At 68.3% G+C, this 11958-nt stretch carries 11 protein-coding genes; 7 read left to right on the top strand and 4 right to left on the bottom strand.

The window, feature by feature from the left end; translation table 11 throughout:
- Nucleotides 1–90: 90 nt before the first annotated feature.
- Nucleotides 91–1275, top strand: coding sequence for an MFS transporter (locus J7528_RS00930; protein WP_291870421.1), 1185 nt, complete (start codon nt 91–93; stop codon nt 1273–1275).
- Here the strand turns inward: J7528_RS00930 and J7528_RS00925 are convergent.
- Nucleotides 1272–2189, bottom strand: a complete 918-nt coding sequence (locus J7528_RS00925) for a Gfo/Idh/MocA family oxidoreductase (protein ID WP_291870419.1) — start codon at nt 2187–2189, stop codon at nt 1272–1274. The genes J7528_RS00930 and J7528_RS00925 overlap by 4 nt on opposite strands.
- A 115-nt stretch (nt 2190–2304) precedes the next feature.
- On the opposite strand from J7528_RS00925, the gene J7528_RS00920 reads away from it, so the two are divergent.
- Nucleotides 2305–3330, top strand: a complete 1026-nt coding sequence (locus J7528_RS00920; RefSeq protein ID WP_291870417.1) for an NADP-dependent oxidoreductase — start codon at nt 2305–2307, stop codon at nt 3328–3330.
- A gap of 7 nt (nt 3331–3337) precedes the next feature.
- Here the strand turns inward: J7528_RS00920 and J7528_RS00915 are convergent, their stop codons facing one another.
- On the bottom strand, nt 3338–3685 hold the full coding sequence (locus J7528_RS00915; protein ID WP_291870416.1) for a copper-binding protein: 348 nt from the start codon (nt 3683–3685) through the stop codon (nt 3338–3340).
- Between the two features lie 285 nt (nt 3686–3970).
- Here J7528_RS00915 and mdoH point away from each other — a divergent pair, with 285 nt between their 5' ends.
- Entirely contained in the window at nt 3971–5962 is a 1992-nt protein-coding gene (gene mdoH, locus J7528_RS00910) for a glucans biosynthesis glucosyltransferase MdoH (protein ID WP_291870414.1), read from the top strand.
- A gap of 87 nt (nt 5963–6049) precedes the next feature.
- On the top strand, nt 6050–6946 hold the full coding sequence (locus J7528_RS00905) for a cobalamin biosynthesis protein CbiG (protein ID WP_291870412.1): 897 nt from the start codon (nt 6050–6052) through the stop codon (nt 6944–6946).
- Between the two features lie 87 nt (nt 6947–7033).
- Here the strand turns inward: J7528_RS00905 and J7528_RS00900 are convergent, their stop codons facing one another.
- A complete protein-coding gene (locus tag J7528_RS00900) occupies nt 7034–8479 on the bottom strand; it encodes an MATE family efflux transporter (protein ID WP_291870411.1) in 1446 nt (481 codons plus the stop codon).
- Between the two features lie 113 nt (nt 8480–8592).
- On the opposite strand from J7528_RS00900, the gene J7528_RS00895 reads away from it, so the two are divergent.
- The gene (locus J7528_RS00895; RefSeq protein ID WP_291870409.1) at nt 8593–9606 is read left to right on the top strand and encodes an SDR family oxidoreductase; all 1014 of its coding nucleotides are present in this window, start codon (nt 8593–8595) and stop codon (nt 9604–9606) included.
- A 150-nt stretch (nt 9607–9756) separates the two neighbouring features.
- Here the strand turns inward: J7528_RS00895 and J7528_RS00890 are convergent, their stop codons facing one another.
- Nucleotides 9757–10257 carry a hypothetical protein gene (locus J7528_RS00890; RefSeq protein ID WP_291870407.1) on the bottom strand — a complete coding sequence of 167 codons (501 nt, stop codon included), beginning with the start codon at nt 10255–10257 and terminating at the stop codon, nt 9757–9759.
- 105 nt (nt 10258–10362) lie between these two features.
- Here J7528_RS00890 and J7528_RS00885 point away from each other — a divergent pair, with 105 nt between their 5' ends.
- Nucleotides 10363–10749 carry a VOC family protein gene (locus J7528_RS00885; RefSeq protein ID WP_291870406.1) on the top strand — a complete coding sequence of 129 codons (387 nt, stop codon included), beginning with the start codon at nt 10363–10365 and terminating at the stop codon, nt 10747–10749.
- Between the two features lie 8 nt (nt 10750–10757).
- Nucleotides 10758–11792: a ThuA domain-containing protein gene (locus J7528_RS00880; RefSeq protein ID WP_291870404.1), complete on the top strand. Its 1035-nt coding sequence runs from the start codon at nt 10758–10760 to the stop codon at nt 11790–11792.
- Nucleotides 11793–11958: the final 166 nt, after the last annotated feature.

Genomic DNA, 11958 nt, shown 5'->3' with positions numbered 1-11958 from the left:
CTTATCGAATATGACCAATTATACGCGAAATCGATAGCCCATACATCCCGGCCCGACGGAGAGCGAACGCTGCTCTCCAGGGAGCCGATCATGACCTTCATTCTTCCCCGCGCCGCCTTCCGGGCCGCGCCATTGGGCCGGGGCCTGACCTTCGCCATGGCGACCGCCGCCGGGCTGGCGGTCGCCAACATCTATTACAGCCAGCCGATGTTGGGCCTGATCGAGCGCGAGCTGCCCGGCCCGCTCACCGCCTTCGTGCCCACCGCGACCCAGCTGGGTTATGCCGCCGGCCTGCTGCTGCTGGCCCCGTTGGGCGACCGCGTCGAGCGCAAGACGCTGATCGTCGGCCAGTTCATGGCGCTGGCCTTCGCGTTGGTCCTCGCGGCCCAGGCCCCCAGCGCCGGCTGGCTGCTGGCCGCCTCGCTGTTGCTGGGCATGGCCGCCACGGTCGCCCAGCAGATCGTGCCGCTGGCCGCACACCTCGCGTCGGCCGAGAAGCGCGGCGCCACGGTAGGCGTCGTGATGTCGGGCCTGCTGTGCGGCATCCTTCTCAGCCGCACCGTCGCCGGCTTTGTCGCCACGGGCCTGGGATGGCGAGCGATGTTCTGGCTGGCCGCGCCCGTCGCCTCGGCCGCCGGCTTGCTGATGGCCGCGACCCTGCCGCGTAGCAAGCCCGACAGCGACCTCTCCTACGGCGCCCTGCTGAGCTCGCTCGGCAAGCTGTGGATCGAGCACCCCGCCCTGCGGCTGGCGGCCTTCACCCAGGCCAATCTGTTCGCCGCCTTCACCGCCTTCTGGACGATCCTGGCCCTGCACCTGCAAGAGCCGCGCTTTGGCCTGGGCGCCGACGTCGCCGGCGTGTTCGGGATCGTGGGCGTGGTCGGCGTCATGGCCGCGCCCCTGGCCGGCCAGCTGGCCGACAGGCGCGGGCCGCACCTGGCCATCGCCTTGGGCGCGGTCCTGACTCTGGTCGCCTGGCTGATCTTCGGCCTGTGGAGCTCGGTCGCCGGCCTGCTCGTCGGGGTCGTGGTGCTGGACTTCGCCGTGCAGGGCGCCCTCGTGTCGAACCAGGCCCTGGTCTACGCCCTGAAGCCCCAGGCCCGCGCCCGCCTGAACACCCTCTTCATGGGCGCGATGTTCTTAGGCGGCGCAGGCGGCTCGGCCGCGGCGGCGGCGGCCTGGACCCACGGCGGCTGGAGCGCGGTCGCGGTGCTCGGCGGCGGCCTGGCGGTGATCGCGGTACTGCTGCAGGTGTCGGGCGGCCGGCGGCGCTAGCCTTCCGCCGCCCACTCCACGGCCAGGGCCAGGTCCAGCGCCCGGGCGGCCTCCTCGCCGGTCACCACCGGCCGGGGGGCCTCGCCGCGCACCGCCTTCAGGAAACCCGCGACCGACAGGCCCAGCGGGTCCTTGCCGGCCGGGGTTTCGGTGAAGTTCTCGATCAGCGGGAACGGCGTGGTGTTGCGGAAGGTGCGCTGGAGGAAGTCGATCTCGACCTCGCCCGAAGGGTAGACGACCTTCATGGTGCGCTCGCGGGCTTCGGCCACGCGTGAGCTGTCGAAGATGGCGACAAAACCGTTGTCGAAAGTGGCCTCGGCTTTCACCCAATCCAGCGAGGTCGAGCGGGTGATGGCCCCCTCGCCTTCCACCGTGATCGGCTGACCGTCACAGAGGGCCAGGGCCAGATCGATGTCGTGGATCATCAGGTCCAGCACCACCGAGACGTCCAGGTTGCGGTCCGAAGGCGTGCCCCGGCGGACGGCTTCCAGGCGCAGGGGCTGTTCGGGAATGTCCAGAAGGCCCATGGCCTGGAACACGACGCGTTCCTGGTGACCGCAGGCCAGCGGCACGCCGGCCTTGGCGGCGGCGGCGACCATCTTGTCGGCGTCCTCGGGCGAAACGGCGATCGGCTTTTCCGAATAGACTGGCTTGCCCGCCTTCAGCGCGGCCAGGGCCGGCGCGGCGTGATGGACAGCCGGCGCGGCGACCGTGACCACATCGACGGCGGCCAGGAAAGCGTCGATGTCGTCGAAGGCCTGGGCGCCCAGCGGTCCCGCCAACGCTTCGGCGCGCGCCAGATCGACGTCGTAGACGCCGACCAAGGTCACCCCCTCCAGCTCGACATACTTCTTGGCGTGATAGCCGCCGAACACACCGGCGCCGACGACGCCTGCCTTCAGGTTCTGGGTCATGGGCGGTGTCTACCCCGCTTCGGGACCGCTTAGAAGCACTGGAGACTTCCGTAAGGGCGCGCTAAACATCCGTTTAAATTAGCAACGCTCACCAAGAGCAGTCGGAGGAACCGTCATGACCACCTCGCGTGAGATCCGCCTGAAGAGCCGCCCCGTCGGCCTGCCCAAGGCCTCGGACTTCGAACTGGCGACCGTCGAGCTGGCCGCGCCGGGCGACGGCGAGGTGCAGGTCCGGAATCTGTGGATGTCGGTCGACCCCTATATGCGCGGCCGCATGTACGATCGCCCCAGCTACGTGCCGCCCTTCCAGATCGGCCACGCCCTGCAGGGCGGCGCGATCGGCGAGGTCACGGCCTCCAATGATCCCGACTTCAAGCCGGGCGACGTCGTCAACTCGATGTTCGGCTGGCGCGAGGCGTTCAACGCCAATCCCAAGGCCCTGGCCGCCGCCGGCATGGGCGCGATCACCAAGATCGACACGCAGGGCGTCCCGCCCCAGGCCTTCCTGGGCGTGGCCGGCATGCCCGGCATGACCGCCTATGTGGGCCTGCTGCGCGTCGCGGCGCTGAAGGACGGCGACGTGGTCTTCGTCTCGGCCGCCGCCGGCGCGGTGGGCTCGGTCGTCTGCCAGATCGCCAAGCTGAAGGGCCACACCGTGATCGGCTCGGCCGGCGGGCCCGAGAAGGTCGCGTTCCTGAAGTCGATCGGCGTCGACCACGTCATCGACTACAAGGCCACGCCCGACGTCGTCGCCGAACTGGCCAAGGTCGCGCCCAAGGGCATCGACGTCTATTTCGAGAATGTCGGCGGCATCCACCTAGAGGCGGCCATCAACTCGGCGCGGCCGTTCGCCCGCTTCGCCCTGTGCGGGATGATCTCGCAATATAACGAGACCGGTAAGCCGGAAGGCCCACCCAACATCATCCTGGCCGTGGGCAAGAGCCTGCGCCTGGAGGGCTTCATCGTCTCGAACCACTACGACCTCTATCCGCAGTTCGCCAAGGACATGGGCGAGTGGATCAAGGCCGGGAAGATCAAGTGGAACGAGACGGTCGAGGACGGCGTCGAGCGCGCCCCGGACGCCTTCCTGAAGCTGTTCTCGGGCGAGAACCTGGGGAAGATGCTGGTGAAGCTGGCCTAGGCGCCCGTCAGTCGCGGGGTTCGAGCTTGAACAGTTCGAGCCCCGTCGGCGTCTTCTTGAACTGGAACTTCACGCGCGAGCCCGGCGTGATGGGCGCCTCGGCGATGGTGTCCGCATAGACCTTGAACTGGTTGCGGCCAGGCTTGAGACCCGCCGCGCTCGCGCCGTCGTGATCGAGCGTGAGAATTTGCCCATCCAAGCTGGAAATCACCCCCTGCGCATCATAGGCGGGTAGCGATTCCGTTGACGGCATGGCCTCGACGACGCCCGGTTTTGAACGCCCGTCCTGTGAAGCTTGTCCACATGCGGTCAAGCTGAGAACGGCAAACGCGGCGATAAAATATCGGAAATTCATAGGCTTACCGAAATTCCCCAAAACGGCGAGCGTCGCTCGCGCGGCGCGCCCCCCATGTTTTTTCTCGCAACTGCGAAATCGGCGTGATTTCCGGTAGCGAATTTGTGATCGAAGTTTTACTGTAGGGGTAACCGACGGCTCTCCACGTCGGCTTCGACCGTCATCGAGCTGTCACACACCCCATCGCCTTCCCCTAGCGGAGGCGCGGCGGGGCGGAAAGAGGCTCTCGGCGTCGAAATAGCGGAGAGAGCCCGGCCCGCCGGAAAAAGTCCGAGATCTGACGATATGAGCGATCGCTCCAGCCTCTTCGACGTACGCTCCTCCACGAGCGTCACCCTCGATCAGGTCGTTCGCCGTGACACGGTCGAGATCCCGGCGGAAGTGCCGCTGGCCATGCCGGTCCAGCCGCTGGGCTTCTGGCAAGGCGGCCCGCGCCGCGCCACCGCGCTCACCGCCAACATGACCATGCGCCGCTGGGTCGTGGCCCTGGCGACCATCGTCATGGGCTTCGCCGGCTGGAAGGCCACCTTCGACACCGTGGCCCTGGGCGGCGTGACCCGTCTGGAAGCCGTGGTCGTGGTGCTGCTGGCCCCGCTGTTCCTGGCGCTGTCGCTGTGGTTCTGCACCGCCGTGGCGGGCTTCGCGATCCTGCTGGGCAAGCCCAAGGATCCGCTGGGCATCGACGGCGAAGCGCCCATGCCCAAGCTGCACACCCGCACCGCCATCCTGATGCCGGTGCACAACGAGGACGCCGCCGGCGTCTTCGCCCGCCTGCGCGCCATGGACGCCTCGATCGCCGAGACGGGCATGAGCCGCCACTTCGACATCTTCGTCCTCAGCGACACCCGCGACGCGCAAGTTGCCCTGGCCGAGCAGGCCTGCTTCGCCCGCTTCCGCCGCGAGGCCCACAGCAACGTCTTCTACCGCGTCCGCAAGGAAAACACGGGCCGCAAGGCCGGCAACGTCGCCGACTGGGTGCGCCGCTGGGGCAGCGCCTACGAGCACATGCTGGTGCTGGACGCCGACAGCCTGATGACCGGCGAGGCCATGGTCCGCCTGGCCGACGCCATGGAGCGTCACCCGGGCGCCGGTCTGATCCAGACCATGCCGATGATCATCAACGCCCAGACGATCTTCGCGCGCACCCTGCAGTTCGCCACGCGCCTGTACGGCCGCGTCGCCTGGACCGGCCTGGCCTGGTGGTCGGGCACGGAGAGCTCGTTCTGGGGCCACAACGCCATCGTCCGCACGCGCGCCTTCGCCGAGACCTGCGGCCTGCCGCACCTGGGCGGTCCCAAGCCGTTCGGCGGTGAAGTGATGAGCCACGACGCCCTGGAAAGCGCCCTGCTGCGCCGCGGCGGCTGGAGCGTCCACCTGGCCCCGTATTTGGAAGGCTCGTACGAGGAGAGCCCCTCGAACCTGCTGGACTTCGCCACCCGCGATCGCCGCTGGTGCCGCGGCAACGTCCAGCACGTGCCGCTGATCGCCCTGCCCGGCCTGCACTGGATGAGCCGCCTGCACCTGGTGATCGGCGTGCTCAGCTACGCCCTGTCGCCGCTGTGGTTCATCGCCCTGTCGGCCGGTATCACCTCGCGCGCCCTGATGCCCGAGCTGAAGAAGGCGGCCTTCACCATGGCCGACCTGCAGGCCGCCGCCCATGCGCTGATCGACTGGCGCGAGATCCAGGCCACCGCCTGGGCCATGATCATCACCTTCGTGCTGCTGTTCGGCCCCAAGATCCTGGGCTCGATCCTGGTGTTCTCGCGCAAGCAGGAGACCAAGGGCTTCGGCGGCAAGCGCCGCGTGGCCGCCGGCCTGGCCGTCGAGATGCTGCTCTCGGCGCTGGTCGCCCCGATGCTGATGTTCACTCAGACCCGCGCGATCATCGAGATCATGGCCGGCAAGGTCGGCGGCTGGGCCACCCAGCGCCGCGACGCCGACAAGGTCAGCTTCAAGGAAGCCTGCGCCGCCATGGGCTGGATCAGCGCCACCGGCCTGGCCCTGGGCGCGGTGTTCTGGTTCACGCCGGACCTGTTCACCTCGACCGCTCCGATCCTGCTGGGCCTGATCGTCGCCGTGCCGCTGACCATGCTGGGCGCCAACAAGGTCGCCGGCCTGAAGCTGAAGACCAACGGCCTGTTCATGACCCCGGAAGAGCGCCGCCCGCCGGCCATCGTCCGCGCGGCCCTGGGCCCGTCGTGCGAGCCGCCGATCCGCTGGTTCGCCCGCAACGGCAGCCCGATCGGCCCCAGCAACGAAGTGCGCGACGCCGCCTGATAACAGGCGTCAAGCGCTTTCCTAGGCTGGTTAGAAGGCTCTCGGCGGAGTAGAAGCGCGGCTTCCTCTCTCTCGGAGCCGCGTGCCGTGTCGCGTCTGTTCAGCGCCTATGTGATCGTCGACTGGAGCGCGGCCGCCAAGCCGACGACCGGCGCGGACTCCATCTGGATCGGCGTTCTCAAGCGCGACGTGCGCTTCCGCCTCACCTTCGAGAGCTACAATCCCGCCACGCGCGGCGAGGCCGAGACCCGGCTGGCCGCCATCCTCGACGACCTGAAGAAGCGCAATGAGCGCGCCCTGGTGGGCTTCGACTTCCCGCTGGGCTTCCCGCGCGGGCTGTCGGCGGCCCTGTCGCTGCCGGGCGAGGTCCGCTGGCGCGCGGTCTGGGACCAGCTGGCCAAGATGGTCAAGGACAAGGCCGACAACACCAACAACCGCTTCGGCGTCGGCTCGGAAATCAACCGCCGCCTGACCGGTGGCCCCTTCCCGTTCTGGGGCTGCCCGCCCAAGGACGCCCTGACCACCCTGCAGCCCAAGCGCCCGCGTGAGCATGGTCCGGACGATCTGCCGGAGTTCCGCTACGCTGACGAGGCGGCCAAGGGCGCGCACTCGATCTGGAAGCTCTACTACAACGGCTCGGTCGGCGGTCAGGCGATCGTCGGCATCCCGGCCGTGCGCCGCCTCAAGGACGCGCGCGGCGAGACCGTGCGGGTGTGGCCGTTCGAGACGGGCTTCAAGACCCTGACCGAGGCCGACCTGGACGGCGTCGCCACCGTGGTCGCCGAGGTCTACCCGTCGCTGATCAAGGCCGTTCCGGCCGCCGGCGAGGTCAAGGACCTGGCCCAGGTGCGGGGCCTGGCCGAACACTTCGCCAAGCTGGACGAAGCCGGCAAGCTGGGCGCGATCTTCGAAGCGCCCAAGGGGCTGTCCGAGGACGCCGTCGTGGCCGCCGAGACGGAAGAAGGCTGGATCCTGGGGGCTTAACCCCCTCTCCCCTTGCGGGAGAGGGTGGCCGCCGAAGGCGGTCGGGTGAGGGGTCGCGCTCCGCTACCCGACAGGCCTTTCAACCCCTCATCCGTCAGCTGCGCTGACACCGTCTCCCGCAAGGGGAGAAGGAGAATTCTTCCGATCGCGCCAGTCCAGCATCCGGAACCGGGTCAGCAGGAAGCCGGCCGCCAGGAAGCTGGTGACGATGATCGAGACCAGCACCCCGTTCAGGCCCATGCCTCTGGGGATGGCCAGGAACCAGGCCAGCGGACCCATGACCAGGGCGTAGCTGATCAGGTGCGTCACCGTCGGGACCCACACCTCGCCGCGCGCCCGCAGGGCCTGGGCCGCCACCACCTGAACGGCGTCCGGGGCCAGGAAGAAGCAGGCCAGCACCAGGGCCGGCAGGATCATCTGCAAAGCCGCCGGGTCGGTCGTATAGGCCAGGGCCACCCAGTGCTTGGTCGGGTACAGGATCAGGCCCGACAGCACGCCCACTGCGCCGATCACCGCGAAGGCGATCCAGCCGGCGCGCTTCATGCCTTCCGGATCGCGCGCGCCATAGGCCCGGCCGACCTGCACGGCCGTGGCGGTCGCCATGCCCAGCGGGATCATGAAGATGATCGCCGAGACGTTCAGCACCACGGTGTAGGCGGCCACCGCGATGGCGCTGATCCAGCCGCAGACCAGATTCATGCCGGCGAAGGCCGAGACCTCGAAGAAGTTCGACGCGCCGGCCCCGTAGCCGATCTTGCGCTGCTCGATCTCGGCCGGCTTGTCGCGCGGCGGCTTGTCGAAGACGCCCAGGTCGCGGGCCTCCTTCATGCGCAAGACATAGATGGCCAGGGCCAGCATCAGGGCGGTGCGGGCGATGAAGGTCGACCAGGCCCCGCCTGTCGCCCCTAGCGCCGGCAGGCCGAAGGTCCCGGGCACCAGCAGCAGGTTGGCGGCCAGGTTGACGACATTGGCCAGCCACATGAACACCGCGCCCGGCCCCGGCCGCGACAGGCCCTCCAGCCAGAAGGTCAAGACGACCGAGACGGCATAGACCGGTAGCGACAGCGAGAAGACGATCAGCGGAATGGTCGCGCCGTCCGCCAGGCCGTCCTTCAGGCCCAGGCTGTGGAGGAACAGCGAGCCGAACAGCGCCAGCAACACCATCGAGGCCAGGCCCAGTCCCAGGCCGTAGCTGAGGCCCCGGCGCAGCACCGCGCCGGTCTCGTGCCGCTTGCCGGCCCCGATGGCGCGGGCGGTCATCACCTGCACCCCGACCAACAAGCCGACATTCATGGTCACGAAGATCGACGACGGCGCCCAGGCCATGGCGTGGAAGCCCAGCTGCTGGGCCGAGAAGTGGCCGACGACGATGGCGTCCGTCAGGCCCATGACCATGATGCCCAGGCGCGACAGGATCACCGGCCCCGCCAGGCGGAGCAGTTCGATCAGATCGGTCATGATGGGGCCGCGCGGCCGCTTCGGAGGAAGCGCCGTTCCGGCCGCGTCGCGCGGCATGGTCGTCACCAATGTCAAAGAAGGGGCGCAAGGTGGCGCATGCCTGCTTTTGCGGCAACACCCATTCGGCGCAGGTTGGAACATCGCTCCCGGCCAGTGGTTTTCGAGGCTCAGTCCTTCAGGAGCGCGCCATGTCCGAGAACCAGACCCCCGAGTTCGAACAGACCGGCGAACGCGTCGCCCAGGCCTATCGTGACATCCAGGCGCCGCTGGACGCCAAGGAGCAGAGGTCCTTCGAGCCCAAGGAAGAAGACCCCAAGAAGAGTCACGCCATGCAGGCGGGCGCCCGCCCCTACCCGGCCCCGCCCTTCCCCGAGCAGCACCAGGCCAAGCCGGGCGAAGAATACAAGCTGGACCCCGCCCCGATGTACGACGCGCCCTTCTACAAGGGCTCGGGCAAGCTGGAGCACAAGGTCGCCCTGATCACCGGCGCCGACAGCGGCATCGGCCGCGCCGTGGCGGTGCTGTTCGCCCGCGAAGGCGCGGACGTGGCCATCGGCTATCTCAGTGAAGACACCGACGCCCAGGAGACTAAAGAAGCCGTCGAACGCGAGGGCCGTCGCGCCATCCTATTGCCCGGCGACGTCGCCGACCCCGCCTATGCCAAGGCGGCGGTCGAGCGGACCGTCGCCGAGTTCGGCCGGCTGGACATCCTGGTCAACAACGCCGCCTTCCAGGAGCACGTACTCGACTTCGAGGACCTGACCGAAGAGCACTTCGACCGCACCCTGCGGACCAACCTCTATGGCTATTTCCACATGGCCAAGGCGGCGGTGAAGCATCTGCCCAACGGCGGTTCGATCATCAATACCGGCTCGGTCACCGGCCTGCTCGGCAACAAGGACCTGCTGGACTACTCCCTGACCAAGGGCGGCATCCACGCCTTCACGCGGTCGCTGGCCACGCACCTGATCGAGAAGGGCATCCGCGTGAACGCCGTGGCGCCCGGCCCGGTCTGGACCCCGCTAAACCCGGCCGACAAGCTAGGTCCGGACGTCGCCGAGTTCGGGGCCAAGACCCCGATGAAGCGGGCGGCGCAACCCGAGGAGATCGCGCCGGCCTACGTGTTTTTGGCCTCGCCCCAGACGGCTAGCTACATCACGGGCGAGATCCTGCCGATTATTGGCGGGTACAATGGGGGTTAGCCCCCTCCCCGACTTCCCCGGCGAAAGCCGGGGCCCAGATCGAACCCAGGGCGCCCGACGTCGAGGCGCAGAATTAGGCGCACTCACCCCAAATTCTCCGGATGAATCTGGGCCCCGGCTTTCGCCGGAGAGATCGGAGTTCGGGAATGGTTAGTGCGGCCACACCTCGGCCAGCACCTTGGCGTGACCGTCCTTCAGGCTGACCTCCATCGAAGGTTCGTCGGGCTTGCCGGCCGCGAACAGCTCGTAGATCACCATGCCGTCGGTCTGCTTGCTCTCGATGACGCGGACCGGCTTGATCGCCTTGCCCGACGCGGCGGCCGCGTCCCGCACGATCTGCGGCGCTGACGCCCAGGCCACGTCGCGCTGGGTCTCGACGATCTCCCAGCCGCCGTTCTTTTCCAGCAGGTCGAACTCGATCTCCGAACCATCCGGCATCACGCCCTCGACGTCGTAGTAGCGGCGGTCGGCGCGCTCTTTCAGCTCGGCTTCCTTGATGGTCATGCCCGGCGCGGCGGCCTTCACGACCGAGGTGACGGCGGCGGGGATATCCTTGACCGCGACCTCGGTGACCTTGGTCTTGGGCGCGTCCGCCAGGGCGGCCGGAGCGATGGCCAGCGCGGCGAGGGTCAGGATCAGCGAGCGGTTCATGGGAAATCTCCTGGTCTTCGGGAAGGATGGGCGCCGTTCTAGAACGCCGACGCTGACAACCGCCTGACGCATGCTATGCAATCGCCTCCGAACAAGGAGTCGCAAATGGCCCGCCGCGTCGCTCTCGTGTCCCTGCTCGTCGCCGACTATGACGAGGCGATCGGCTTCTATGTCGGCAAGCTGGGGTTCACCCTGGTGGAAGACACCGACATGGGCCACGGCAAGCGCTGGGTCGTCGTCTCGCCCGGCAGCGATGGAACCAACTTCCTGCTGGCCCGCGCCACCGGCGATCAGGCGGCGGCGATCGGCCAGCAAGGCGGCGGTCGCGTCTGGCTGTTCCTGCACACCGACGACTTCGCCGGCGACCACGCCCGCATGAGCGCCGCCGGCGTCACCTTCCTGGAGGAGCCCCGCCACGAGGCCTATGGCACGGTGGCGGTATTCGAGGACCTGTCCGGCAATCGCTGGGACCTGCTGCAACCCAAACACTGAGAAGAACAATGGCCCGCCTGCTGACCCTCATCGCGGCGGTCGCCGCGCTCTCCGTTTCCACGGCCGAAGCCGCGCCGAAGATCCGCGTGCTGTATCTCGACCAGTCGGTCGGCTTCGTCCACCGGCCCGTCGCGCGACCCAAGAACAGCAACGGCCCGACGCCGTCCGAGATTGCCCTGGCCGAGATCGGCGCCAAGTCGGGGGCCTTCACGGTCGAGTCGACCCAGGACGCCCGCACCATCACGCCCGAAAAGCTAAAGGACGTCGACGTCCTGGCCTTCTACACCACCGGTGAGCTGCCGATCCCCGCCGAGAACTGGGCGGCGATCCAGAAGTGGGTCGAGAGCGGCAAGGGCGGGTTCCTGGGCCTGCACAGCTCGACCGACACCCACTGGGACTATGCGGGTCCCGGTCAGACCTATACCGCCTTCATCAACGGCAAGTTCGCCGGCCATCCCTGGACGCAAGGCACGCCGATCACGGTGCAGGCGCTGGGCGGCAAGGACCCGCTGAACACCGCCTGGCCCGCCCGGTTCGCTTTCGCCGAGGAGATCTATCAGTACTCGGACTATGATCCGGCAAAGGTGCGCGTGCTGCAGGCCCTGGACTTCACCGAGACGCCGCTGAAGCGTCCGTGGTTCGTGCCGATCACCTGGACCCGCCAGATCGGCCAGGGTCGCCTGTACCACTCGAACCTCGGCCACACGCCCAGTACCTGGGACGACCCGCGCTACCGCGCCCAGCTGGTCGACGCCATCCGCTGGACGGCCCATCGCGCGCCGGGTTCGGCCAAGCCCAATGCCGACGAGCAGGCCCTGTGGGCGCTACGTTCGCTGCTGGCCTATGACGGTCGCCCCAAGGCGGACGTGGAGGCGCGGATCGCCAAGCTGGCCAAGGCCGATCCCGCCTGGCTGCGCGACGCCGCCGCCCGCACCGCCGCCCTGCGCCCACTGTGGCCGGCCAAGCCCGACAGCGACAAGGCCCCGTTCGAGACGGCCTACAAGGCGGTGCTGGACGAGGTGGTGGCTAAATCAAACCCCTAGTCTCCACCCCGCCTTCCTAGGCCTTGTGCCTAGGACCCATGGTTCAGCGCCTCCGAGCTCCCGGATCTAGCGCGTAGGTCGACGCTTTACCGGCCACGTCCGGCCTGGCGGCGCGATGGGTCCTAGGCACAAGGCCTAGGAAGGCAAAAAGGGGGAGCGGAGCACG

The sequence above is a fragment of the Caulobacter sp. genome (genome assembly GCF_017744445.1).
Classification (GTDB): Bacteria; Pseudomonadota; Alphaproteobacteria; order Caulobacterales; family Caulobacteraceae; genus Caulobacter.
The sequence above is the reverse complement of the archived record's forward strand: the minus strand, read 5'-3'. Positions and strand labels throughout refer to the sequence as shown.

Coding starts and splice junctions, on each gene's coding strand:
- J7528_RS00925 (WP_291870419.1), bottom strand. CDS start 2,189: ATGACCCAGAACCTGAAGGCAGGCGTCGTCGGCGCCGGTGTGTTCGGC.
- mdoH (WP_291870414.1), top strand. CDS start 3,971: ATGAGCGATCGCTCCAGCCTCTTCGACGTACGCTCCTCCACGAGCGTC.
- J7528_RS00920 (WP_291870417.1), top strand. CDS start 2,305: ATGACCACCTCGCGTGAGATCCGCCTGAAGAGCCGCCCCGTCGGCCTG.
- J7528_RS00915 (WP_291870416.1), bottom strand. CDS start 3,685: ATGAATTTCCGATATTTTATCGCCGCGTTTGCCGTTCTCAGCTTGACC.
- J7528_RS00880 (WP_291870404.1), top strand. CDS start 10,758: ATGGCCCGCCTGCTGACCCTCATCGCGGCGGTCGCCGCGCTCTCCGTT.
- J7528_RS00930 (WP_291870421.1), top strand. CDS start 91: ATGACCTTCATTCTTCCCCGCGCCGCCTTCCGGGCCGCGCCATTGGGC.
- J7528_RS00890 (WP_291870407.1), bottom strand. CDS start 10,257: ATGAACCGCTCGCTGATCCTGACCCTCGCCGCGCTGGCCATCGCTCCG.
- J7528_RS00885 (WP_291870406.1), top strand. CDS start 10,363: ATGGCCCGCCGCGTCGCTCTCGTGTCCCTGCTCGTCGCCGACTATGAC.
- J7528_RS00895 (WP_291870409.1), top strand. CDS start 8,593: ATGTCCGAGAACCAGACCCCCGAGTTCGAACAGACCGGCGAACGCGTC.